The sequence below is a fragment of the Streptomyces sp. NPDC054956 genome (assembly GCF_053609185.1).
This window is the reverse complement of the sequence record NZ_JBSGXB010000093.1, coordinates 1-23,555: the sequence shown is the minus strand read 5'-3', so window position 1 is coordinate 23,555 and position 23,555 is coordinate 1. Positions and strand designations below refer to the sequence as shown.

General features: G+C 71.7%; 17 protein-coding genes. 6 read left to right on the top strand and 11 right to left on the bottom strand.

Annotated elements, in window-relative coordinates; all coding sequences use genetic code 11:
* Window positions 1-39: 39 nt before the first annotated feature.
* The 7 genes from ACWGDE_RS17155 to ACWGDE_RS17125 form a co-directional block, all read right to left on the bottom strand.
* Entirely contained in the window at window positions 40-936 is an 897-nt protein-coding gene (locus tag ACWGDE_RS17155) for a DUF4231 domain-containing protein (RefSeq protein WP_453389806.1), read from the bottom strand.
* A gap of 74 nt (window positions 937-1,010) precedes the next feature.
* A complete protein-coding gene (gene fxsT / locus ACWGDE_RS17150; RefSeq protein ID WP_453389805.1) occupies window positions 1,011-5,009 on the bottom strand; it encodes an FxSxx-COOH system tetratricopeptide repeat protein in 3,999 nt (1,332 codons plus the stop codon).
* Window positions 4,993-6,429, bottom strand: coding sequence for a TIR-like protein FxsC (locus ACWGDE_RS17145; protein ID WP_453389809.1), 1,437 nt, complete (start codon window positions 6,427-6,429; stop codon window positions 4,993-4,995). The genes fxsT and ACWGDE_RS17145 overlap by 17 nt, the downstream gene beginning before the upstream one ends.
* A gap of 43 nt (window positions 6,430-6,472) precedes the next feature.
* A complete protein-coding gene (locus tag ACWGDE_RS17140; RefSeq protein WP_453389804.1) occupies window positions 6,473-7,210 on the bottom strand; it encodes an aminoglycoside N(3)-acetyltransferase in 738 nt (245 codons plus the stop codon).
* A 98-nt stretch (window positions 7,211-7,308) separates the two neighbouring features.
* Window positions 7,309-9,585 (bottom strand): radical SAM/SPASM protein FxsBH, inactivated beta-hydroxylase extension form, encoded by a 2,277-nt coding sequence (gene fxsBH / locus ACWGDE_RS17135; RefSeq protein ID WP_453389803.1) that lies wholly within the window; start codon window positions 9,583-9,585, stop codon window positions 7,309-7,311.
* 29 nt (window positions 9,586-9,614) lie between these two features.
* On the bottom strand, window positions 9,615-9,779 hold the full coding sequence (gene fxsA, locus ACWGDE_RS17130) for an FxSxx-COOH cyclophane-containing RiPP peptide (RefSeq protein ID WP_453389802.1): 165 nt from the start codon (window positions 9,777-9,779) through the stop codon (window positions 9,615-9,617).
* A gap of 254 nt (window positions 9,780-10,033) precedes the next feature.
* Window positions 10,034-10,936, bottom strand: coding sequence for an alpha/beta fold hydrolase (locus tag ACWGDE_RS17125; RefSeq protein ID WP_453389801.1), 903 nt, complete (start codon window positions 10,934-10,936; stop codon window positions 10,034-10,036).
* A gap of 300 nt (window positions 10,937-11,236) precedes the next feature.
* On the opposite strand from ACWGDE_RS17125, the gene adhE reads away from it, so the two are divergent.
* Window positions 11,237-13,918 (top strand): bifunctional acetaldehyde-CoA/alcohol dehydrogenase, encoded by a 2,682-nt coding sequence (gene adhE / locus ACWGDE_RS17120; RefSeq protein ID WP_453389800.1) that lies wholly within the window; start codon window positions 11,237-11,239, stop codon window positions 13,916-13,918.
* An 89-nt stretch (window positions 13,919-14,007) separates the two neighbouring features.
* On the opposite strand, the gene ACWGDE_RS17115 is transcribed toward adhE, so the two are convergent.
* Window positions 14,008-14,565 (bottom strand): TetR/AcrR family transcriptional regulator, encoded by a 558-nt coding sequence (locus tag ACWGDE_RS17115; RefSeq protein WP_453389808.1) that lies wholly within the window; start codon window positions 14,563-14,565, stop codon window positions 14,008-14,010.
* A 215-nt stretch (window positions 14,566-14,780) separates the two neighbouring features.
* Between ACWGDE_RS17115 and ACWGDE_RS17110 the strand changes: the two genes are divergently transcribed.
* From ACWGDE_RS17110 to ACWGDE_RS17095, 4 genes are all read left to right on the top strand, one after another.
* The gene (locus ACWGDE_RS17110) at window positions 14,781-16,178 is read left to right on the top strand and encodes a purine-cytosine permease family protein (protein ID WP_453389799.1); all 1,398 of its coding nucleotides are present in this window, start codon (window positions 14,781-14,783) and stop codon (window positions 16,176-16,178) included.
* A 55-nt stretch (window positions 16,179-16,233) separates the two neighbouring features.
* Window positions 16,234-17,886: an amidohydrolase gene (locus tag ACWGDE_RS17105; RefSeq protein WP_453389798.1), complete on the top strand. Its 1,653-nt coding sequence runs from the start codon at window positions 16,234-16,236 to the stop codon at window positions 17,884-17,886.
* Window positions 17,887-18,023: 137 nt separating this feature from the next.
* Window positions 18,024-18,101, top strand: a complete 78-nt coding sequence (locus tag ACWGDE_RS17100; RefSeq protein WP_453389807.1) for a putative leader peptide — start codon at window positions 18,024-18,026, stop codon at window positions 18,099-18,101.
* 67 nt (window positions 18,102-18,168) lie between these two features.
* Window positions 18,169-19,425 (top strand): vanadium-dependent haloperoxidase, encoded by a 1,257-nt coding sequence (locus ACWGDE_RS17095; RefSeq protein WP_453389797.1) that lies wholly within the window; start codon window positions 18,169-18,171, stop codon window positions 19,423-19,425.
* 30 nt (window positions 19,426-19,455) lie between these two features.
* Here the strand turns inward: ACWGDE_RS17095 and ACWGDE_RS17090 are convergent, their stop codons facing one another.
* Genes ACWGDE_RS17090 through ACWGDE_RS17080 form a run of 3 tightly spaced genes read right to left on the bottom strand, consistent with a single transcriptional unit; the run spans window position 19,456 to window position 22,413 of the window.
* Window positions 19,456-20,640, bottom strand: coding sequence for an AAA family ATPase (locus ACWGDE_RS17090; protein ID WP_453389796.1), 1,185 nt, complete (start codon window positions 20,638-20,640; stop codon window positions 19,456-19,458).
* Between the two features lie 4 nt (window positions 20,641-20,644).
* Window positions 20,645-21,307: an acetate uptake transporter gene (locus ACWGDE_RS17085; RefSeq protein ID WP_453389795.1), complete on the bottom strand. Its 663-nt coding sequence runs from the start codon at window positions 21,305-21,307 to the stop codon at window positions 20,645-20,647.
* On the bottom strand, window positions 21,304-22,413 hold the full coding sequence (locus ACWGDE_RS17080) for a DUF3533 domain-containing protein (RefSeq protein WP_453389794.1): 1,110 nt from the start codon (window positions 22,411-22,413) through the stop codon (window positions 21,304-21,306). Before ACWGDE_RS17080 ends, ACWGDE_RS17085 begins: the two co-directional genes overlap by 4 nt.
* A 245-nt stretch (window positions 22,414-22,658) precedes the next feature.
* Here ACWGDE_RS17080 and ACWGDE_RS17075 point away from each other — a divergent pair, with 245 nt between their 5' ends.
* A complete protein-coding gene (locus ACWGDE_RS17075; RefSeq protein ID WP_453389793.1) occupies window positions 22,659-23,519 on the top strand; it encodes an esterase/lipase family protein in 861 nt (286 codons plus the stop codon).
* Window positions 23,520-23,555: the final 36 nt, after the last annotated feature.

Here is a 23,555-nt window from a genome sequence, read left to right as displayed (position 1 = left end):
GGGCCGCCGGGCCCGTGCCGCCTCAAGTGCCGTGCCGTCTCAACTGCTGTGCCGGGCCAGCCAGTCCGTGTGCTGCGGGGAGACGTACCGCTCGGTCTCGTAGACCGCGGACGGCCACTGGGACTCGGTGATGGTCGTCTGCATCACGACCATCATCGCGGAGAGGTCCTGCTCGATCAGGGTGTGCGCCTCGATCAGCGGGTGGTGGCGCCGCACCTCGTTCCAGGCGATCCCGGCCGCCGCCGCCGCGCTCAGCAGCCCGGTCAGCTTCGGCCCCGGACCCGACCCGAAGGCACCGATCAGCGCGAACAGCAGCGCCAGGCAGGTCATCAGGACGATCGACCACGACCACAGGTTCGTCGCCCGCCGCGACACCTCCGTCTTGCGCTGGTACCAGTTGCGCTGTTCGATCAGCCGGTCCCGGACGTACGTCTCCCTGCGCACCTGGTAGTCCAGCCCGCGCAGCCGGTGCATCGCGCCGGTGATCTCCCCGCCGTCGCGCACCAGCCCGGCGGTCCGCGGATCCTCCCAGCCCATCTTGCGCAGCTCGTCCAGCCCCGCCTCCAGCCGCGTCCGGTACGTGGCCTCGGGCCCGGGCACGTCGCTGCCGAAGGGCGCTCCGTGGACGGCGTACCGCCAGGCCAGCGACTTGATGAACTCGGCGGCGCTGCGGTTGAGCTGCCACTGCGGACGGGCCCGGCGCCGGGTCGCCCGTACGCCCACGGCCAGCACCCCGGCGTAGGAGAGGGCGCTCAGCAGCCCGAACAGGTAGACCGATCCGACCTGCGGCCCGTCGGACAGGGCGGCGGCCACGGCTGCCGCGACGAGCAGCACCAGCTGGGCGCGGGTGGCCTGGGTGGACTCCCGCTGGCGGGATATCGCCGCTTGGTCGGTGTGGTGGAAGAGGGCAGGCAGGTCCTCGTTGCGAAAGGTCATGCTGTCACTCACAGCGAACCCCCCAGTCTGATATCGGATCGGGGGCGGCCCCCGGCGGGAGCCGCCCCCTCGGATCACACCGCCAGCGGCTCCAGGTCTCGGTGGACCCGCCGCTCGTCACGCGCGTACCGGGTCAGGCCGTGGTCCTCCCCGAGCAGCCGGGTCAGTTCGGTCACCGCCTCGGTCCGCACCCGGTTCGCCTCCTCCTTGCGGCCCATCATGTCCAGGCTGACCGCCATGTTGGAGGAGCTGGCCAGGGTCTCCGGGTGGTGGACGCCCAGCGCCTCGCGCAGCCGCATCACCGAGATCCGCTCCAGCTCCAGCGCACCCTCCGGATCGCCCAGGTCGGCCCGGGCGTTGGCGAGGTTGAGGTTGGCGAAGATGGTGTGCGGGTGGTTGTCCCCGAGCACCACGCGCATGTGCTGGATCGTCTGGCGGAGCATCGTCTCCGCCGTGTCCGCCGCCCCCGTGCCCCAGTGGAACACCGCGAGGTTGTTGACCGCGGCCAGGGTGTACGGGTGCCGCTCGCCCGGCACCTTCATGAACTCCTCCACCACCTCCTGCGCCAGGTCCCGCGCCCCGCCCGGCTCCCCGGTCGCGAACAGGTCGGAGGCCAGGTTGAGTTCGCAGGCGAGCAGGTCGGGGTTGACCGAGGTGTACTTGGCCCGGTAGCGGTTGCGCGTCGCGGTCGTCAGCCGCAGCGCGTCGTCCACGTCGCCGGCCCGCCGCAGCGACACCGCCAGGTTCTTCGCGGCCGACAGGGTGCCCGGGAAGGCCCGCCCCAGCGTCCGCTTGTAGATGTCGTACGTCCGGCTCAGCAGCTGCACCGAGTCGTCGTACCGGCCGACCTCGCGCAGGTCCCGGGCCAGGTTCTGGGCCGAGGAAAGGGTGTACGGGTGGTCCGCGCCGAGCACCTCGGTGCGCCGGTCGAAGACCTCCTGGTCGATCTCCCTGGCGCGCGCGTACTGCCCGACCATGCGCAGGTTCAGCGCCAGGTTGTTCGCGGCGGCCAGGGTGCGGGGGTGCGCCTCGTGGAATATCTGGCTGAAGCCCTCGTGCGCGGCCGTCGCCAGCTCCATCGCCTCGCCGTACTGGCCGAGCGCGCCCAGGTCCATCGCCAGACCACTGGTGGTCATGTACGTGTGCGGGTGCGAGGGGCCGAGCACCGTCCGCTGCCGTTCCAGCGTGACCTCGCCCAGCTCCTTCGCCTCCACGAACCGGCCCTGCGACCGCAGGATGTTGGAGAGGTGGAACCGCAGGTACAGGTACTGCAGGTCGTCGCCGCCCAGGGTCTCGCGCCAGGTCTCGCGCAGCTCCTCGCCCAGCGCGTACGCGGCCTTGAAGTCACCGCGCTTCCAGAGGTAGCGCACGCGGTCGATCAGGAGCCGGCGGGTCTCCGGCTCCTTGCAGAAGCGGGCCTCCGAGGGGGTCAGGTGCGGCCAGATGGTGTTGAACCGCGGCCAGGTCTCGGGGTTGTCTATCGGCTCGTCGTCGTCGGGCCGGGCACCCGCCAGGATCTGGTGCACGGCGTGCCGGGCCTCGCGCTGCTCCTCCTCGCTCAGCTGCGCCCGGATCACGGCCTGGACCAGGCGGTGGACCTGGATGCTGTTGCCGACCTGGTCGACCTTGGCCATGGCGAACCGGCCGATCTCCCGGATCACCCGGCCCAGCATCAGCTTCTCCTGGAGCGAGGAGTCGTACGGCTTCAGCGCGTTGATCATCGCCTTGCTGTAGAGCAGGTTGGCCGATATCGGCTCCGGCGCGAAGAAGGCGCACAACTGCAGCAGCCGTACGGCCGCGGGGGAGCGCGACTGGAGCCGCTCGATGGAGACGTTCCAGGTGGCGGCCACCGGCTCCGGGTAACCGGGCGGCTGGTTCAGGCCCAGCACGCGGGCGGCCTGTTCGGCCAGCTGCTCGATGTACGCGGAGACCGGGGTCGCCGTCTCCGCGATCCACGCGCCGGCCTGCTCGACCGCGAGCGGCAGGTCCCCGACCGCGACGGCCACCTGCTCGGCGTCCTCCTTGCTGAGCCCCGGGGCCCGGCGCTGGAGGTGCTCGATGGACTCCTCGCGCAGGAACACGTCCACCGGGAGGGCGTCGCCGTACTGGGACCACGACTGGTTGCGGGAGGTGACGAGCACGTGTCCCGGCCCGCCCGGCGGGAAGAACCGCTTGAGCGTCTCGGGATCGTCGGCGTTGTCGAAGACCAGCAGCCAGCGCGAGGTGGGAACCCCGCGCCGCAGCAGGTCGATGGCCTCCTGGGAGGCGGCCGACATGTCCTCGCCGGTCTGCGCGCCGAGGCGTACGGCCAGTTCCGCGAGGGCCGCGACCACGTCGTCGGTCTGTTCGGCGGAGATCCACCAGACCAGGTCGTAGTCGGCCATGAAGCGGTGCACGTACTCGAGCGCCACCTGGGTCTTGCCCACGCCGCCGAGCCCGAACAGGGTCTGCGGCTGGGGGAGCACCACGGCCATGCCGCCGCCGAGCTGGTCGCGCATCCGCTCCAGCACGATGGAGCGGCCGGTGAAACCGGGGTTGCGGGGCGGTGCGTTCCAGATCTTCGGAACGGTCCCGGGGAAGCGGGGTCCGGGCGCGGAGGCGCTGGCCACGCTGTCGGGCAGGGCCATCGGCCGTTCGACCGCGCGCAGCAGGGCGGTGGTCGCGTGGACCTCGTCGAGCCGGAAGAGGTCCACCGGGTTGCGGTCGATGTAGGGCGTGGCGAGGCGTACGTCGCCCACCCGCAGCGGCACCAGCTGGCGCCGGCCCCCCGTCGGGTCCTCGGAGGCGGCCCGGTTCCACACGTCGACGGCCCGGGCGGACTTGAGGTAGGCGCTGGACAGGAGCACCACGGTCCGGGCCGCGGTGTCCACGCTGATGCCCGCTCCGCCGATGGTGTCCCCGGAGGAGGATCCCGGGGCCCGTTCCGCGGAGACGTCCTTGGGTACGACCCGGAACCCGGCCCGGGTGAGCACCGACTCGATCCAGTCGGCCCACATCCGGTTCTCGGCGACGTAGGAGAGGAAGAGGTCGGCGGGCAGGGCCGGGCGGCGCCGCGTGAAGGCGTCCCGGATGCGCATCCGGACCTCTTCGGCGATGGCCGGCATGGAGACGACCTCGCCCTCGGTGACCACGGCGGTGAGCCGTTCGAAGGCGGAGAGCAGGGAGTTGGTGAGCCCGGCCTCGTCGCCAAAGGTGGCCAGGGTCTCCTCGTAGGCGTAGTAGGGGCGGTACGGGATCTCCACCGCGCCCCAGTAGGAGGTGAGTTCGTCCCCGATCAGGCCGTTGGGGAAGCGGTCGAACTTGATCCGGGCCAGCGCGCGGCCCGCGTCGGCCTTCTCCTTCTCGCCCTCGTCGATGCGCATCGGGACCGGGTAGATCTTGATCTCCCGATCGCTGAACCGCTCGTCGATCTGGCGGGCCACGGAGGCGGCGCCGTCGATGGACTGGTCGGAGAGGGTGAAGCAGTCGACCAGGATGTCCGGGAGGTGGACGGTGCAGATGTCGGCTATGTCGGAGAGCCCGGTGCGGCTGTCGATCAGGACGTAGTCGTAGTTCTTCTTCATGTCGGCCTTCAGGGCGTCGAAGAAGAGGCCGCCGCCGAGCCGGTCGTAGAAGTTGTCCCAGTCGAAGGTGGAGACGGTCGCCGAGTACTCGCGGTTCTGCCGGCCCGCCGAGACGAAGTCGAGGGTGCCCCCGTCGGGGAACTCCCAGCCGAGGGTCTCGGGGGTGAGCGAGACGGCGTGCGGCTGTATCCGCGCGTAGTCCTTGTGCCAGTCGTCGGCGCGCTGCACCGGACTGGTCGCCGCCCAGGCGTACTCGCTGATCAGGTCGATCACCCCGGTGGTGGCGCCCAGGGTGGAGGGGTCCAGGAAGGGGTGGAAGAAGCGGTGCAGGCCGGGAGCCTCCAGGTCCCAGTCCACGGCGAGGACCCGCTTGCCGTTGGCGGCGAGGATCCAGGCGGTGTTGGCCATCGCCATGGTGCGGCCCGTGCCGCCCTTGTACGAGTAGAAGGTGACGATGCGCCCCTCGCGCTGTCCGTCACTGCTGTTGTGGCTGTCACGACTCGCTGTCATCCGCGTCCCCCCGGTCGTTGTCGTCGTTGTCGTCGGCCCCGTCAGAGGCGCCGGCGGCGCCGCCCGCGGCGGTACCGCCCTGCGCCTGGCCCGCGCCGCCCGCGTTCGGCGGGAAGGGGGCGCGCGGGGTGGGCGGGGGCCCGTTCATCCCCATCGGCCCGAGCAGGCGGGGCCGTTCGGCGCCCCCCGTGGGGCTGCCGGCGGGCGGATACACCTGTGCGTGTCTGAGGAACTGCTGGGCGGCCGCCTCCACCACCTGCGGGAGGATCTGGCCGAGGGTCTCCATGTTGGCCACGCCGTTGGCGGCGGCCCGGCAGGCGGCCCGCCCCTGGCTCATCTTGAGGGGCATGGTCTCTTCGAGCCGGTGGGCCAACTCGCTCTCCTTCGCGCGGCTCTGGTGGTCGTAGCGGTTCCACGGAACGACCACGTTGATCCACGGCCGGGACTCCTGGTCGAAGGCGGCGAGGCGCAGCCTGCGATGTTCGTCCTCCACCGCCCACCGGTCGACGATGAGGATCTCGGGCCGGGTCGGCGGCTGTTTGGAGTCGAAGTGCCCGGCCTCGTCGTCGAACGAGCCCACGGTCGTCTGGTAGTTGAGGTTGCGCACCAGGTCCTCGGCCACGTACGCGATGGGCCGCTGGGAGACCGGGTGGTACGGGTTCCACTCCAGCGCGCTGTCCCCGTAGTACTCGGGGCTGCGGCCCTCCGGCAGATCGTGCCGGGAAGAGGCGGCCACGGTGACGTGCAGGGTGCGCGCCGTGCTGCTGGGCGAACCGAAGGCGCTCGGCACCAGCCGGTAGTCCAGCGGGCGGATGGGATCGAGCCGTACGGTCTCGGCGACGCGGACGATCCGCTTGGCGAGTTCGTACACGGCGCTCTCGTACTGCTCGGCGTAGCCGCGGAGTTTGATCAGGCCGTACAGCCCGTCGGTGACGTACCGCTCCCCGAAGGTGTTGTGGTTGAACTGCAACCGCTCTGCGGGGAGCGGCAGTTGGGAAGGCGGAACCGGCACCCACAGCGCGGGCACGATGGCCTCGGCCGGCTGGTTGCTGAGCGCCTCGTGCTGGATGGCACGCTGCGCGAAGGCGAACCACTCCTTCCCGCACATCTCGCTGGCGAAGTAGCGCGGTGAGAACAGGGGGACGAAGACCCGGCAGGTGGCGAGCGCCGCCCCGAGCCGTTCCGACCAGCCCTCACCGCTGCGTATCTCCCGGTCCATGAAGCCGGCCTCGGATCCGGCCGGCAGATTCGTCAGCGCCATGACATGGCTGCAGAGATCGCGGAACAGGCGCTCCACCCACATGTCCGGGTCGGGTCCTCCCGCCCCGAACCTCGGTGTATGCGCATAACTGAGAAAAAAATAGGGCTGCACTGATGCGGGCACACGACCCCCGTCCCGAAGATGCGAGCGAAGAAACATCATTCCGGAGCTGCTTCGCCACATCCCCTCATGGTTCAGTCAATCAGCGTCTGTTTTCGGTCATCCATTCAAGCGCGTGATCGACGGCATCCGGAAGGGAGAAGAGCATGGCCGGCGCTCTCCCCACCCACCCCCTGTGTACCCGGTCATCCGGGAACGACCTGCCGATCTCGGCGAAATCGCTGTCATCCAGCGCGACGTCCTCGTACGCGGTCCACCCTTTCCCCTCCGGCTCAGCGGGCTGCCCCCCGGTAAGCCCCGGAAGGTTCACCTTCACCACACACTCGTACATGCGCAAGGGGGGCTTCGGAATTCGATACTCCGCGAGATGGAAGGCGGTGCAGACGGAAAATCCCACATTGATCATGAGTACCTTCCATCCCTCCCCGCACATCTTTCCCAAGGGTGATTCCTCGCCCAAATGGCTGGTCAGAGGGTGTCCCGCGCACAGTTCCCGGGAACCCTCGCCGACCGCCGCGAAAGAGGTCTGCGGATGTCCGCTGCGCGCGGCGCCCGGGGCGGTGCGCACCGCCTCGGCGAGGACGCCCATGCCGTGGCTCGGGGTGCGCGCCGGGTCGAAGGCGGGCATCCGCTCGCGGAAGGCCCGTACCTCCTCGCCGGTGAGGCCCGCGATCCGCTCCAGGTGCGCGGTGGAGGTCTTGGAGTTGTCCGGGGTGAACGCCGGCACCGCCAGGGTGCCGTGCGGGCCCAGGAGGCCGAGGAGGGTGTCGCGCAGGGCCTCGGCGCGCAGCCCGGTGCCGCCGAGGGCGGCATGCGCCATGAGGCGCATGCCGGGCCGCACGCCGAGCCGGTGGAGCTGGGCGCCGGGATCCGGGCCGGACTCCGGGCCGGACTCCGGGCCGGACTCTAAGAGGGGGCTCACGCGTCGACCGCCTTGAGCTCCCAGCGCAGTTGCTCCACGAGCCGGCTGCCGGTGCTCGTCAGTTCCGCCGCGCCCGACAGCCGGTCCAGCGCCCGGTTGATCCGGTCCGCCCCGCCGGGCTCGGCACTCGCCGTCGCCCGCCGGTAGGCCTCCACGGCCACCCGCTCGTGCACGTCGGCCAGCAGCCGGGACACCGGGACCGGACGCTCCCGCCACGGCGAGGGGTGCTGCCACTCCCCGTCCAGCGCGTACAGGTCGGCCACCTCGGTCAGTGCCTGCAGCCGCGCCCGCCGCCACCCGGTCAGCAGCGCGAGCGCGGTCTCCGGCGCCCCCGCCGCGTACGGCACTCCGAGCGCGCCGGGCCCGTGCCGTCCGGCCTCGCCCCAGCCGCCGGCCCGGGGGCCGCCCGCGAGCGGGGTCAGCGTGGTCAGCCCGGCCGCGGCCGCCCGCGCGGTGTCCGGCACCGAGGCGTGCAGCAGCGCCCAGGCCCCGTCGAGGCGCTCCCGCCACTCCTCGGCCTCGCCGGCGCCCAGGCGCAGCCGGGGCGGGCGGGCGAAGCAGTTGCGGTGGGGGTCCAGGTCCTCCAGGGCCACGGGGGCCGCGTCCGGCCCGGGCGACCAGGTCCGTACGGGCTGCCAGCGGGCGTCCCCCGCGGCCGGACCGAAGCGGTGCTCGGGCCGGCCCCCCTCCCGTACGGCGTACCCCTCGTCGGTGGCGTACAGCGCGGCCCGCCCCTCGGTGCCGGGTTCGCCCAGCCTCAGCAGCCCGAGCGTCGGCAGGTAGACCTCGCCGTCCCGGTAGACCACCTCGGCGGGCAGGTCGAGCCCGCCGCGCAGGACGGCGGCGGCGGCCAGGGCGGTCAGCCGGCGGGCCGCCTCCGCCCCGTCGCCGCGGCCCTCGCGCGCGGAGTCGAGGCAGCCCATCACCCAGGTCCGGGTGAAGGGGTGGGCCAGTACGGCGTCCAGCGCGTCCGCGCCCGGGTCCCCGGCGCGTTCCACGGCGCCGAGCACCCCCCAGGCCCGGTCCCATTCGGGATCACCCGTCCGGCCGTCGTTCAAGAGGGCGAGCAGGTCCCGGGTGAGCTGCTCCTGGGAGGCTGCGAGGCGGGCCGGGTCGGACAGCTCCGGCGCGGCCGCGCGGACGCTCGTACGGCCCGCGACCCCGTCGACGAGCTCGCGCAGGTCGGTGCAGTAGACGGAGGGGTTGTCGAAGTCCCCGGCGCCGTCCGGGTCCGCCGGATCGGCCTTGTAGCGGTGGGTGTAGAGCCCGCCGCCGCACGAACGTACGACGGGGCACCGGCGGCACGTGTCGCTGACACCCGCCAGACCCAGCTGCCGGGCACGGACCCCGGGGTGGGAGGCGACCAGGTCGAAGGGGTGGTCGAAGACGTTGAACCCGGTGGCGGCGGCGCCGTCGAAGGCGCTCTTGAGCGAGTCCACCTGCTCCAGCGAACCGTCGGTTTCCACCACGACGAGATCGGTGGGCGCCAGGCCCAGGGACTCCGTGAGGCTGGGCCCGCCGCGCAGGGTGGAGAACAGCGAGTCGAAGAGCCGTACGGGGACCGGGCGATCGCCCTGCTCCCAGTGGTCGAAGACCCGCAGCAGCCAGCGCGCGTAGGTGTCGGGGGCGCCGTCGGGCCGGACCGGGGGCGTCTGCCACGTGGCGTGGGGGAGGAGGAAGTCCACGCGCGGCGGGGCCAGTTCCACGAGGGCGTCCAGCACGGCGACGGGATCGTTGGCCACGTCCACGGTGCAGAGCAGGCCCTGGTAGAGGTGGCGGTAGGGCTCGGTGCGCAGGAGGTCCACGGCGGCGAGGACCAGCGGGTGGCTGGTGCGGCCGTCGGCGAAGCGGCGGTGGCGGTCGTTGGCCGCGCGGTCGCCGTCGAGGGAGACGCTGACGCTGACGCCGTACTCGGCGAAGAGGTCGAGGTAACGGGTGCTGAGCTGGAGTCCGTTGGTGTGGATGCGCAGGTCGAGCGGGGCGACGCCGTCGAGGGCGCGGGTGAACTCCTCGCACACGAGCCGCAACCGGCCGGGCCCGGCCAGAAGCGGTTCCCCTCCGTGGAGGATGACCGTGACGGAGGGGAGTGCGTGTGCCCTTGCGTGTTCGGCGAGCCGCGACGCGGTCTGTGAAATGACCTCGGGGGAGATCACTTTCGGCCGGGCTCGCCAGCTCTGATCTGCGTGTTCATAGACATAGCAATGATCACAAGCAAGATCGCATCTGCTGTGAACTTTCAGGACGATCTCGCGAAAAGCGATCAGGCCGGTCATTCCACCAGTCTAGAGCGCGTACTTCGGGGTCAGAGTGCAGAGTTGAAGATCGGCGCTTGAACCTGCCGACCGGATTCCGTGGGAAGGACGCGGCCCAGGGTCGCGGCCGCGCGCGCACCGCGGACGTCGATCCGGTCGAGAGGGACGCGGCGGACCTTGACGGTACCGGTCGGGGGGGTTGCGGAGGTGTTCATGACGCCGTCCTCGGGGAGGTCATGGGGAATGGGAAGGGTTGGACCCCGACGTAGTCGGGGTCTGGCGCGGACTTTACCTGTCTGCGGGCCCTTCGTCGTGCTAAACGCCCACGCGCGACGGATAACCTGAGCTGTGTTCCACCCGGATGTGACGGCCGGTCAAGCGTCCGTGGAAAATCTGACCGAATGCGAGCGGCTGCGGTATTCGGCCGTTTGCCTGACGGCAAGATCCTTTTCTTTTTCGCGCGGCCCGCCTACGCCGGCTGCTGTTCGCTGACGGGCGGCACGGGCAGGTCCCTGAGCAGCCACGTCAGTACGTCGGGCAGGGCGCGCAGTGCCGCGAAGTGCGCGGCGGCGGGGTCGATGGTGGTGGTGGCGCCGGGGATCCGGCGGGCCAGCCAGCGGGAGTGACCCACGGGCGAGAACACGTCGAGCTCGCCGTGCCAGATCAGCACCGGACAGCGGATGTCCGCGGGGTCGAACCCCCAGGGGCTGCTGAAGGCGATGATGTCGTCGATCCAGCCGTAGGCGGAGGTGCGGACGCCCTCCCGGTAGTTGCGCAGCAGCATCCCCCGCAGGCCCGCGTCCGCCACGATCATGCGGTCGCTGGCGGTGAGCTCGCGGCGCAGTTCGTCCAGGAGTCGTCCGGGGTCCGCGGCGATGCCCGCGGCGCGCGGGATCAGCCGGGCCGCGAGCTCCTCGGGGTCCCGGCCGGCCGTCGAGTACTCCAGCACGTTCGACTCGGCCATGCCCTCGAACCAGTCCAGGTTCTCCGCGTCCCGGGGGGCGAGGGGGACCAGGGCCGCGGTCCGGGTGACCCGGTCGGGGAGCAGGGCCGCGCAGGCCAATGCGCCGGGGCCGCCGCCGGAGCGGCCGGCCACGGCGAAGGTGTCCAGGCCCAGGGCGTCGGCGATCGCGGCCACGTCCCCGGCCACGTCGGCCACGGTGCGGCCCGGGTGGCGGTCGGAGCCGCCGTAGCCGGGCCTGTCGTAGGCGATGAGCTGCATCCGGCGCTGGTAGAGCACCATCCCCCGGGGGGCCGGGCCCAGCCGGCTTCCGGGCATGCCGTGGAGCAGGAACACGGGTTTGCCGTACGGATCGCCCCAGCGCTCCACCGTCAGACTCCGTCCGTCCGCCACGCGCACCTGACTGCGCACGCGCACCCCCCTTACGGTCGCCGCGAACTCGTCACGGTGATTGTGCGCGCTGGGGGAGGAGCGCGGTAGGGCGCACTCCGCGCGAAATTCTTGTGAAAGTTTTCACAAGCGCACAGGGGTCTTAGGTCCCGGGATGTTCATGCAGGTCAGAGGCGTGATCGGGAGGGCGTGAACGGGTGTGAACGGTCCTTCGGCCCGGCGGGAAAGGGCTTTCTCGGCACGGCGGCTTCCGCTTTTGGGTGTCGAATTGAGTCATCAGGAAAGCGGTTCGGGTTGAGTCGAAATGAAGGAGTTCCCGCCATGCAGGCCAACGAGATGGTGGACGGACTGGTCAAGGAGGCGCTGACCGCGCTGGACCGGTTCGCGTCGTTCAACCAGGAGCAGGTCGACCACATCGTCAAGAAGGCCTCGCTGGCCGCGCTGAGCGCGCACGGAGAGCTCGCGCAGCTCGCCGTCGAGGAGACCGGCCGCGGCCTCTTCGAGGACAAGGCCGTCAAGAACCTCTTCGCCTGCGAGCACGTCGTGAACTCGATGCGCGGGCTGAAGACCGCCGGAGTCATCCGCCGCGACGAGCTGAACGGCATCACGGAGATCGCCGAGCCGGTCGGTGTCGTCTGCGCGATGACCCCGGTCACCAACCCGACCTCCACCACGATCTTCAAGGCGCTGATCGCCCTGAAGACCCGCAACCCGATCATCTTCGCCTTCCACCCCTCCGCGCAGAACTGCTCGGCCGAGGCCGCCCGCATCGTCCGCGACGCCGCCGTGGCCGCCGGCGCCCCGGAGAACTGCGTCCAGTGGGTCACCGCCCCCTCCATGGAGGCCACCGGCGCCCTCATGAACCACCCGGGCGTCTCCACCATCCTCGCGACCGGCGGAAACGCCATGGTCAAGGCCGCGTACTCGTGCGGCAAGCCGGCCCTGGGCGTCGGCGCGGGCAACGTCCCCGCCTACGTCCACAAGAGCGCCAAGCTGGCCCGCGCGATCCACGACATCGTGCTCTCCAAGGCCTTCGACAACGGCATGATCTGCGCCTCCGAGCAGGCCGTCATCCTCGACGCCGAGATCTACGAGAAGGGCATCGCCGAGTTCAAGCGGCTCGGCGCCCACGTGGTCTCCGCCGCCGAGAAGACCAAGCTGGAGCAGTTCATCTTCGGGACGACGGCCTACGCCGCCGACGCCTCCGGCGCCAAGCTGAACCCGGCGGTCGTCGGCAAGTCCCCGCAGTGGATCGCCGAGCAGGCCGGATTCACCGTCCCCGCCGACGCCTCCATCCTCCTCGCGGAGTGCAACGAGGTCGGCGAGAACGAGCCGCTGACCCGCGAGAAGCTCTCCCCGGTGCTGGCCGCCCTGAAGGCCTCCGACACCGAGCACGGCCTCGAACTGTCCGCCGCCATGGTCGAGTTCCACGGTCTGGGGCACAGCGCCGCCATCCACGCCGAGGACGAGGAGCTCGTCGAGGAGTTCGGCAAGAAGGTCAAGGCGATCCGCGTCATCGCCAACTCGCCCTCCACCTTCGGCGGCATCGGCGACGTCTACAACGCCTTCCTCCCCTCGCTCACCCTCGGCTGCGGCTCCTACGGCCACAACTCGGTGTCGAACAACGTCACCGCGGTCAACCTGATCAACATCAAGCGGATCGGACGGCGCAACACCAACATGCAGTGGTTCAAGGTCCCGCCGAAGATCTACTTCGAGCGCAACTCCATCCGCTACCTCGGTGAGATGGACGGCATCAGCCGGGTCTCGATCGTCACCGACAAGACGATGGTCTCCATCGGCTTCGTGCAGAAGGTCACCGACATCCTCCAGGCCCGCGACGGAGCCGTGGCCATCCAGGTCATCGACAACGTCGAGCCCAACCCGGAGCTCTCCACCGTCCAGGCCGGCGCCGCGATGATGCGCGACTTCCAGCCCGACACGATCATCGGCCTCGGCGGCGGCTCGCCGATGGACGCCGCGAAGATCATGTGGCTGATGTACGAGCGCCCGGAGGTGGAGTTCGCCGACACGAAGGAGAAGTTCTTCGACGTCCGCAAGCGCGCCTACAAGTTCCCCTCGCTCGGCCAGAAGGCCAAGATGGTCGCCATCCCGACCACCTCGGGCACCGGCTCCGAGGTCACCCCGTTCGCCGTCATCTCCGACCCGGCCGCGGCCCAGAAGTACCCGCTCGCCGACTACGCGCTGACCCCGAACGTCGCCATCGTCGACCCGATGCTGCCGATGGGCCTCCCGCCCAAGGTGACCGCCGACTCCGGCTTCGACGCCCTGACGCACGCCACCGAGGCCTACGTCTCCGCGTACTCGAACGACTACACCGACGGGCTGTGCCTCCAGGCCATCAAGCTCATCTTCGAGAACCTGCAGCGCTGCGTGGTCGACGGCCCCAACGACCCCGAGGCCCGCGAGAAGATGCACAACGCCTCCACGGTGGCGGGCATGGCCTTCGCCAACGCCTTCCTGGGCATGGTCCACGCCATGGCGCACACCCTGGGCAACACCTTCCACGTCGCCCACGGCCGCACCAACGCGCTGCTCCTGCCCCACGTGATCCGCCACAACGGCACCGTCACGCACAAGGCCACCCCGTGGCCGAAGGCCGAGGTCTACCGGGCCCCGGAGCGGTTCCAGGAGATCGCGAAGATGCTGGGCCTGCCGGCCGCCACCCCGGCCGAGGGCGTCGAATCCTACGCCAAGGCCGTCGAGGACCTGCGCGCCAAGTGCGGGATCACCTCCTCCTTCGCCGAGGAGGGCGTGGACGAGCAGGCCTTCATCGAGGCCCTGCCGGTCCAGGCCATGAACGCCTACGCCGACCAGTGCGCGCCCGCCAACCCGCGGATGCCGATGATCGACGACCTGAAGCAGCTGATGCTGCAGGCGTACTACGGCAACTCCGAGGGCGCGCCGGCCAAGAAGGCCGCCGCGAAGGAAGCCGCCGCGAAGGAAGCCGCCGCGAAGGAAGCCGTCGCCAAGAAGAAGTGACGCTTCTTCCCGAGAACCTCCGCCGAGGAGCGGAAAAGCCCGTCCGGGGCGCTAAGGCCCGGGCGGGCTTTCCCCGTGTCCGGGGGCGGTCACAGGTGCGGGACGAGCAGGGCCGCCGCCGAGCGGGCCCGTTCCAGCGACTCGGCGCGGTCGGCGCCGCGCTGGCCCAGGACCACGCGGGTGCTCAGGCCGTCCAGCAGGGCGAGCAGCTCCGAGGCGCGGGCGGGGACGTCCAGGCCGGCGGCGAAGCGGCCCTGCTCGACGCCCTTGGCGAGGAGCGCCTCCAGGTCCCGCTGCCAGCCGTCGTCGATCTCCTGCTGCGCGGCGCGCAGCGGCTCGTTCGAGGGGGTGCGGGCCCACAGCTCGATCCACAGCGTCCAGCGCGGGTCGCGGGGTCCGCGCGGCAGGTAGAGCTCGAGGAAGAGCGCCAGTTTGCGGTGGGCGGTGACCCGGCGGGCCAGCAACGCGGCGCGTTCCTCGGCCAGTTGGCTCTCGCTCCAGTGCAGCGCGGCCAGCAGTAGCCGGTCCTTGCTGCCGAAGTAGTACAGGATGTGGCCGCCGCTGGTGCCGAGCCGCTCGGCGAGCGCGGACATGGTCAGCGTCGCCAGCCCGTCCTCGGCGATCACCGTCATGGCCTCTTCCAGCATCCGCTCCTGGGCGATCCGCCCGTCGCGCCGGCGTGCCGCTCCCGCTGCCCCTGCCACCCGTGCCGCCTTCCCGATCTTCCTGGGCCGACCTTATCCCGGACGGGGTCTTGACGGGGCCCGGCTCGTCGGCGCATCTTGAATGCCATTCAAGAACTTAGAACGTCATTCAATGTGGACGTCGTGGTTCACCGGATCAAGAGGTCAGGGGCAGACGCATGGCGCAGCAGGAGACGACGGCCGACGTCGACGAGGTCTTCAGAGTCGAGACGCACGGCATCGACCCCATCCCCGACGCCGAGCGCCACGGCGGCGCCAAGGACCTCTTCTGGCTCTGGTTCGGCTCCAACCTCACCTTCACCTACGTGATCAACGGCGCCCTCGCCGTCGCGTTCGGGCTCTCCTTCTGGCAGGCCACAGCCGTGGTCGTGATCAGCGGGCTGTCCTTCTTCGCGGTCAGCGCCGCCGGCCTCAGCGGCATCCGCACCGGCACCGCCACCCTGGTCATCTCCCGCGCGGCCTTCGGCGTACGGGGCAACTGGCCGGCCGGGGTCCTGAACTGGGTGGTGAGCATCGGCTACACCATCGTCAACACCGTGGTCGGCACCCTGGCGCTGGAGGTCTTCTTCGCCGAGACCGGCCTCGGCGAGGGCACGGCGGCCCGGGCCCTCGCGCTCGGCATCACCCTCGCGCTCACCTTCGCCGTCGCCATGTGGGGCCACGCCACCGTGCAGTTCGCGGAGCGCTGGATGGCCTACGTCCTCGCCGTCGGCTTCGCCGCGCTCCTGGTCTTCGTCCTGCCCGGGGCCGAGACCGCAGCCCCGGCCGACGCCGCGGTCCCGGGGCTGTCCGGCTGGAGCCTGGCCTTCGTCGTGATGCTCGCGGGGCCGTTCTCGTACCTGCCGATGCCCGCCGACTACACCCGCTACCTGCCCCGCACCACCTCGCTGAAGTCGATCACCTGGACGGGCGCGCTGGGCGGCTTCGTCTCCTCCGTCGCCCTCGGGATCGCGGGCGTCGCCGCCGCCACCCAGACCGATATGACCGACGCCGTCGCAGGAGCCGAGAGCCTGCTGCCGGGCTGGTTCAAGCCGCTGTTCCTGGCCCTCGTACTGGGCGGCTCCGTCACCAACTCGATCATCACCCTCTACTCCTCCAGCCTGAACCTCCAGGTCCTCGGCATCCCGTGGAGCCGGGCCCGGGCCATCGTGATCAGCGCCGCCGTGACCGCCGCCGGATCGCTCGCCGCGCTCTTCCTCACGGACTTCACCACCTCGCTGCTCTCCTTCCTCTCCCTCCTGATCATCGTGTTCGCCCCCTGGGGAGGGGTCTTCCTCGCCGACATGCTGATGCGCCGCTGCCACTACGACTCCGACGCGCTGCACGCCGGGAGCGCCGGCGCCTACTGGTACCGCGCCGGCTACCACCCGGCCGGCATGGCCGCGCTGCTCGCCGGCATGGTCTTCGCCGCCCTGACCTGCGATTCCGAGCTGTGGACCGGGCCGCTCGTGGCCCCGCTCGGCGGCGCGGACCTCACGCTGCTCGGCTCGGTCGTCTCCGGCCTCGCGTACTGGGCGCTGGCCCGGCGGGTCCCCGCGTACGTCCCGGCCGCCTGAGAAGCGCGCGCCCGCACCGCCCCTCCGTACCCCCTCTGCACAGGAGCACCACCCCATGTCGCACCGCATCCATGCCGACCTGCTGCTCACCGGAGCCCGCGTGTACACCGTGGACCCCGACCTGCCCGAGGCCGAGGCCCTCGCCGTGCGCGACGGGCGGATCGTCTGGGTCGGCCCGGATGCGGAGGCCGCCCAGTGGGCGGGCCCCGACACCGAGCGGATCGACGCGGGCGGCCGGCTGGTGCTGCCCGGCTTCATCGACGCCCACAACCACGTCCGGCTCGGCTCGGACGACGCGTGCGTGCAGCTCGCGGGGGTACGGACGCTCGACGCGATCCTCGACCGGATCGGCGCGTGGCACGCGGCGAACCCGGACGCGGAGTGGATCGAGGCCGAGGCCTTCGACTACTCCGCGATCCCCGGCGGCCGCATGCCCACCGCGGCCGACCTGGACCCCGTCACCGGGGACACCCCGGCGATCGTGCTCTCGTACGACGTCCACACGGCCTGGCTCAACACCGCGGCCATGCGCCGCCTCGGGGTCGCGAAGGGCCGTACCGACCTGCCCTTCGGCACGGCGGCCGTGGACCCGGTGACCGGGGAACCCACCGGATTCGTCAAGGACTTCGCCGTCAAGGGCCTCTCCCGGGACGGCCACCGCGCCCTGCGCGACCTGGGCGTGCCGTGGGCCTCGCCGGACCGCCAGTACGGCCGCCTCGCCAAGAGCCTCGACGACGCGATCGGCTTCGGCATCACCACGGTCGTGGAGCCGCAGAACTCCCTGGACGACCTGGAACTGTACGACCGGGCGCGCTCGGAAGGCCGGCTGCGCTCGCGGATCGTGGCCGCGCTGTTCCACCCGCGCGGCACCACCGAGGAGGACCTCGACCACTTCGAGGCCGCGGCCCGCGTGCACGCGGGGGACCGGTTCCGGGTGGGCCCCCTCAAGCTCTACATCGACGACGTGGTGGAACCGCGCACGGCCGCGCTGCTGGAGCCGTACACCGGCTGCGGTGCGCACCGGGGCGAGACCTTCTACCCGGCGGAGGAGTTCGCCGGGCTCCTCGCCCGCCTGGACGCGCGCGGGTTCCAGTGCTTCGTCCACGCCACGGGCGACCGGGGCATCCGCACGGTCCTCGACGCCGTCGAGCACGCGCGGACGGTGAACGGCCCGCGCGACGCCCGCCACCAGGTGGTGCACGTGGAATGCCTGGACCCCGAGGACGTACCGCGCTTCGCGGAGCTCGGGGTGGTGGCCTGCATGCAGCCGAGGCACTGCGCACCGGAGATCGCCGGCCCGGGCCAGGACTGGGCGGAGAACGTGGGCGAGGGCCGCTGGCACAAGGCCTGGCCGATGCGCAGCCTCCACGACGCCGGGGCGGTGCTGGCCTTCTCCAGCGACTGGAACGTGGCCGAGATGGACCCGATGATCGGCATCTACACGGCGCTGACCCGGCGCCCGCTGGCGGGCGGCGACCCCTGGCAGCCGGCGGAGACGGTGGACGCGCGGACGGCGGTCCACGGCTACACGATGGGCTCGGCGTACGCCAACTTCCTCGACGAGGACCGCGGTTCCCTGACCGTGGGCAAGGCGGCCGACTTCGTGATCCTCTCCCGCGACATCCTCTCGGTCCCCCCGGAGCAGATCCCGGGCACGGTGGCGGAGCTGGTGGCGGTGGCGGGCGAGGTGGTCCACCGCACCGGCTGACCCGCGTCGGCTGACCCGGAGGCCGCCGGGGCGGTGTGTAACGCGGGTGTGGACGGTGGATGGCAGGTGTGTGGCCGAACGGGCCAGTTGGGGGAGGGGTGTTGTGGGGTGGGGCCGGCGGTGGCTAGCTTCGCCGCATGGCAGTGAGAACTCCCGGTCTGACCAAGCGGCGCGCGATCGATTTCCTGCGCGTCGCCGGTGCGCTGTGTCGGTGAGGGTGCCCGTCCGAGCCACCCGACCCGCCCGCCCCTCCGTCTCGAAGTCCCCCTGCCAGGAGTGTTCGTGAAGCCGTCCCGTTCCACCCTGATCTCCCTCGGGTCCGCCCTGGTGCTGTCCGCCACGGTCGCCGTCCCCTCCGCCCAGGCCGCCCAGGCCGCGCCCGCCGGGGACGGCGGGGCCGTCGTGCGCGAGTGGTACGACACCACCGCGCGGACCGTCGCCGCCGCCGGCGCGCCCACCCAGATCACCAACAGCCGGACCTGGGCCATCAGTTGGCTCGCTGCCGCCCGCGCCACCCGGGAGGCCCCCGGCGGCCGCGACCGCGCGGCCTTCCAGGACGCGGCCGTCGCCTCCGCCGTCCACGACGCGCTCGTCGCCCTCGCACCCGCCCGCACGGCGGACCTCGACGCCGCGCTCGCCGCCACCCTCGACCGCATCCCCGACGGCCGCGCCGAGGACCGGGGCGTCGCCGCCGGGGCCCGGCAGGCGAAGCTCTCGCTCGCCGCCCGCGCGGGGGACGGCCTCGACCCCGCCTCCGTGAACGCGCCCTTCACCGTCCCGGCGGCCGCCCCCGGCGTGTGGCAGCCCACGCCCGACGGCTACGCCCCCGCCGCGCAGTACGGCAACCGGGTCGCCGAGCCGTTCCTGCTCGACTCCCCGGACCAGTACCGGATCGGCCCGCCGCCCGCCCTCGGCTCAAGGCAGTACCGGGCCGACCTGGCCGAGGTGCGCGCGTACGGGGCGGCCGACTCCACCGTCCGCACCGCCCGCCAGACCGAGACCGCCACCTTCTGGTACGGGTCCTCGCTGACCCTGTACACCGAACCCCTGCGCGTCGCCGTGACCCGCTCGCACGGCTCGGCCGCCGAACGGGCCGGTCTGATCGCGCTGTTCCACGCCGCCCTGGTCGACACGCAGATCGCCACCTCCGACAGCAAGTACGCGTACACGCGCTGGCGCCCGGTCACGGCGATCCGCACCGGCTCCATCGGCACCGACCCGGCCTGGACCCCGCTGCACGCCACTCCGGCCCACCCGGACTACCCCAGCGGCCACAACACGTACTCCGGTGCCGCCGAGGTGATCCTGGAGGCCCTCGCGGGACCCCGTACCGCGCCGTTCTCCCTGACCAGCCCGACCGCCCCCGGGGTCGAGCGGACGTACACGAGCTGGGAGCAGCTGACGCGCGACAACGTCGACGCGCGGATCTTCTCCGGGATCCACACCCGGTCCGCCGACGAGGCGGGGGTCGCCCTCGGCAAGGCGGTCGGCCGCCACGCCCTGCGCGGCGCCGACCGGCTGCTGCGGCCGAAGGCCTAGCGGCAGAGCGGCTCGGCGACCGGGCGAGCTTCAGCGCTGCGGCCAGTACCAGAGGGGCTCGTCCAGGGGCCCCTCGCGGCCCGCCACCTCCGTCTGGCCGAAGTCCTTGACCAGGGTGACCGTCTGGAGGTCCACCCGGTGCCTGCGGGTGCCCTCGGCAAGGGCTTCCGCCAGCGGGGCGGCATGGGTGACCACCACGGTCTGGGTGTCCCGCGCCACCGTCAGGATCAGGTCGGAGAGCGGGCCCAGCAGATCCGGGTGGAGGCTGGTCTCCGGTTCGTTCAGGACCATCAGGGCGGGCGGGCGCGGGGTCAGCAGGGCCGCCGTCCACAGCAGGTAACGCAGGGTCCCGTCGGAGAGTTCCGCCGCGCCCAGCGGACGCAGCAGCCCGTGCTGGTGGAGCTCCAGCTCGAAGCGGCCGTCCCGCTCCGCGATCGCCACGCGGCTGCCGGGGAAGGCCGCCTCGACGGCCTCGTCGAGCGCCGCGTGGTCGCCGATCTCCCGGATCGTCTGGAGCGCGGCCGGCAGATCGCCGCCGTCGGCGGCGAGCACGGGCGTACGGGTGCCGATGCGCGAGCCCCGGGCGGGCGCCCCGGCGTCCGTGCGGACGTGGTCGTAGAACCGCCAGGAGCGGATCAGCTCGCGCAGAGCGAGCAGATCGGGGGCGAGCTGCGGGTCCGCGAGCTCGCTGAGCATGGAGTCGTACGGGCGCAGCGCCCCCTGGGTGCGGTGCCAGCCGCCGTCCGCCGTCCGCGTCCGCACGGCGGGGCCCGCGCGGTCCGAGAGCAGGGCGGCCGGGCGCAGGACGGGCCCGGCCCAGGTGCACTCCCGCTTGATCTCGGGGTCCAGGGCGAAGAGCGAGCCCGGGACCGGCACCGGATGGCCGAAGTCCACCGCGTACCCGAACTCGTCCCCGGCGAAGCCCAGTCGCAGGCTCACCGGTTCGGTGCGGACCGTCGGCTGGACGGCGTACCGTCCCTCCCGCACGGCCCGCCCGGTCTTCTCCGGCCCGGCCCACAGGGTGGAGGGCAGCCCGCCCTCCCGGGCCAGCGCCGCGACCGCCCCGCCCCGCGCGGAATCGGCGAGCAGCCGCAGCGAGCGGTACAGGCTGGACTTGCCCGTGCCGTTGGCCCCCGTCACGACGGTGAGCCGGCCGAGGGCGACGATCAGCTTGCGCAGCGAGCGGTAGTTCTCGACCGCCAGGGTCGTGATCACGGGCTCACGTCTCCGGGTGCTCCTCGGGGGCGAGGAAGCGGCCCATCGGCAGTACCTGACGGCCCCAGGTGCTCGCCATGATCTGCCCGGCGAGCAGGTACGTGGCCCCGAGCGCGGCCAGCAGACCGCTCCAGCCGGTGATCCGGTTCCAGATCACCGATCCGGTGAACCCGCTGACCGTCATCGCGACGAAGACCACCAGCACGCACGTGAACGTGGACAGCAGTACCAGGTGGATCCGCCAGCTGCCGATCCAGAGCACGAACACCACGAACACCCAGGGCAGGGTGAACAGCCCGCTGACGTCCCCGCGCAGCGCGGGATCGGTGGCGGGCAGCACCCACTGGAGCAGACAGGCCTTGGCCATCCAGAACAGCCCGAAGCCGCCGAAGACGGTGGCGTGCCAGGTGTCGCCGCGCTGCGCCTGGAAGAGCCCGGCCAGCAGCTGGGCGAGCCCGCCGATGAAGAAGCCGACCAGCGGCAGCACCGAGTGGCCGAGCTTCTCGGGGAAGGCGCCCGCGTCGATGCCGGTCGCGATGACCGTGACCACGATGAAGCCGGTGAGACCGAGCGCACCCAGCTGGGCCTGCGCGCTCGGTTCCATCCGCTTGACGGAGACGGCCTGTTCGGCCGGCCCCTGCCGGTTGCGGAAGACGGGGTGGTTCATCGCACGCCCTCCTTCTCGGGCAGCGCGTCCCCGTCGGGGCCCTCGGGGAGACCGCTGCCCACCGGCGGCCCCGCCTTGCCCTTGCGGGAGACCGCGCAGACCAGGGTGACCGCCGAGCCCAGCAGTGCCCAGCCGCCCAGGACCAGCAGCGCGCCGCCCGCGTCATTGCCCTTGAAGTACGCGATCGAGCGCGCGGCGTAGGTTCCGGCGCCCGGTGGCAGGGCCGGTCCGATGGCCCTCCAGAACGGCGGCAGCAGCGGGTACGGGTAGGCGCCGCCCGCGCTCGGATTGCCGAAGACGACCACCAGCAGGATCGCCAGGCCGATGCCGACGACGCCCGCGACGCCCTGGAAGGCCAGGGTGATCGCGCCGACCGCGAAGACGACGAGGGTGCCGAGCCCCCACAGGCCCATGATGCTGCCCGGCAGCGCGCCCAGGACCGGGCCGGCGATCACCGAGCCGAGCAGTCCGGCGGCGACGGCGTACGCGAGCAGGACGCCGAGCCGGATCACGGCACGGTGGATGTTCGCGGGCCGGGCCCCGGCGCTGATCGCGAGGATCGCGGCGCACAGGTAGCCGCCCACGCACCAGCCGACCACCAGGTAGAAGGAGGTCAGGCCGCGCGCGTCGCCCGCGTCCGCCGGTGCCACGTCGACGACTTGCACGGTGCGGCCCTGGGCCTTCTCGGCGAGCCCGACGATCTGTTCCAGGGCCTGGGACACGGAGGCGCCGGCCCCGCTGGCGACCAGCAGCCTGTCCGTCTTCCCCGCCGGGTCGATGACCAGCGCCCCGTCCACGTCCCGGTTCAGAACCTGTTCCCGCGCGGCCGCCTCGTCCTCGGCCACCCGGGCGTCGAGCGGCTTGCCGGGCAGCGCGGAGAACTGCTTCGCGGACTGCTCGGCGACCGGTGCGGCCGGCGCGGCCACGGCGATCGGGATCTCGCTCGGCACGGGGTGGTGGAAGGCACCGACGTACGAGGTGATGAAGGCGAGCTGGAGTGCGAGCACGCCCAGGACCAGCAGGGCGGCCCGTACGGTCACGGCGTCCTTGATCTCGGCGACGAACCCGCGGGGCGGCCCTGGGTCTGCGTTCGTGGGCTGGGTCATGTCTCACACGCTCGGCGTACCGGGGACGCCGCGCAGCAGGGGTGGGCCGAATGGATGAAGCCCGCTCCGGTCGCCCGCGGGCGAAACCGGCTCATCTTTTACCGACGCGTAACTTCCCAGTCTTGCTACTCGCCCGTAATTTAGCGGCTGCAGCACCCCTTGTGATCCGGATCACGGGATGAACCCCCACGTAATTCCCGCGCCATCCCCTCGTTACTCCCCTTGAGCCGCAAGGAGATCACACGATGCTGCCCTGGAGACGCCTGCTCCGCCCGCTGGCCGTACTCACCCTGACCACCGCCGCCCTCGTCGCCCCCACCGGAGGAGCCCAAGCCGCCTCGGCCCCGAGCAGCGGCTGGAACAACTGGTCCTGCAAACCCTCGGCCGCCCACCCCCGGCCCGTCGTCCTGGTCCACGGGACCTTCGGGAACTCCGTGGACAACTGGCTCGGCTTCGCGCCCTACCTCGTCCACCGGGGTTACTGCGTCTACTCCCTGGACTACGGGCAACTGCCCGGCGTACCGCTCTTCAACGGGCTCGGCCCCATCGACAAATCGGCCGGCCAGCTCGACGCCTTCGTGGACAAGGTGCTCGCCTCCACCGGAGCGGCCAAGACCGACATCGTCGGCCACTCCCAGGGCGGCATGATGCCGCGGTACTACCTGAAGTTCCTCGGCGGCGCCGCCAAGGTCAACGCCCTGGTCGGGCTCGCCCCCGACAACCACGGGACCACCCTCAACGGACTGACCCAGCTCCTGCCGTACTTCCCCGGTGCCGAGGACCTGATCAGCTCCACCACCCCCGGGCTCGCCGACCAGATCGCCGGCTCCGCCTTCCAGAACAAGCTGAACGAGGGCGGGGACACCGTCCCCGGCGTCACGTACACGGTGATCGCCACCAGGTACGACGAGGTGGTCACCCCGTACCGCAGTCAGTTCCTCGACGGGCCGAACGTCCGCAACGTGCTGCTCCAGGACCTGTGCGTACTGGACCTGTCGGAGCACGTGGCCATCGGGCTCACCGACCGGATCGCCTGGCACGAGGCGGTCAACGCCCTCGACCCGGCGCACGCCGATCGGACCACCTGCGCGTCGGTCTTCGACTGACCGACCGACCGACCGACCCACCCACTGACTGACAGG

Coding starts and splice junctions, on each gene's coding strand:
- ACWGDE_RS17155 (WP_453389806.1), bottom strand. CDS start 936: ATGACCTTTCGCAACGAGGACCTGCCTGCCCTCTTCCACCACACCGAC.
- fxsT (WP_453389805.1), bottom strand. CDS start 5,009: ATGACAGCGAGTCGTGACAGCCACAACAGCAGTGACGGACAGCGCGAG.
- ACWGDE_RS17145 (WP_453389809.1), bottom strand. CDS start 6,429: ATGTTTCTTCGCTCGCATCTTCGGGACGGGGGTCGTGTGCCCGCATCA.
- ACWGDE_RS17140 (WP_453389804.1), bottom strand. CDS start 7,210: ATGGCGCATGCCGCCCTCGGCGGCACCGGGCTGCGCGCCGAGGCCCTG.
- fxsBH (WP_453389803.1), bottom strand. CDS start 9,585: ATGACCGGCCTGATCGCTTTTCGCGAGATCGTCCTGAAAGTTCACAGC.
- fxsA (WP_453389802.1), bottom strand. CDS start 9,779: ATGAACACCTCCGCAACCCCCCCGACCGGTACCGTCAAGGTCCGCCGC.
- adhE (WP_453389800.1), top strand. CDS start 11,237: ATGCAGGCCAACGAGATGGTGGACGGACTGGTCAAGGAGGCGCTGACC.
- ACWGDE_RS17115 (WP_453389808.1), bottom strand. CDS start 14,565: ATGCTGGAAGAGGCCATGACGGTGATCGCCGAGGACGGGCTGGCGACG.
- ACWGDE_RS17110 (WP_453389799.1), top strand. CDS start 14,781: ATGGCGCAGCAGGAGACGACGGCCGACGTCGACGAGGTCTTCAGAGTC.
- ACWGDE_RS17105 (WP_453389798.1), top strand. CDS start 16,234: ATGTCGCACCGCATCCATGCCGACCTGCTGCTCACCGGAGCCCGCGTG.
- ACWGDE_RS17100 (WP_453389807.1), top strand. CDS start 18,024: ATGGCAGTGAGAACTCCCGGTCTGACCAAGCGGCGCGCGATCGATTTC.
- ACWGDE_RS17085 (WP_453389795.1), bottom strand. CDS start 21,307: ATGAACCACCCCGTCTTCCGCAACCGGCAGGGGCCGGCCGAACAGGCC.
- ACWGDE_RS17080 (WP_453389794.1), bottom strand. CDS start 22,413: ATGACCCAGCCCACGAACGCAGACCCAGGGCCGCCCCGCGGGTTCGTC.
- ACWGDE_RS17075 (WP_453389793.1), top strand. CDS start 22,659: ATGCTGCCCTGGAGACGCCTGCTCCGCCCGCTGGCCGTACTCACCCTG.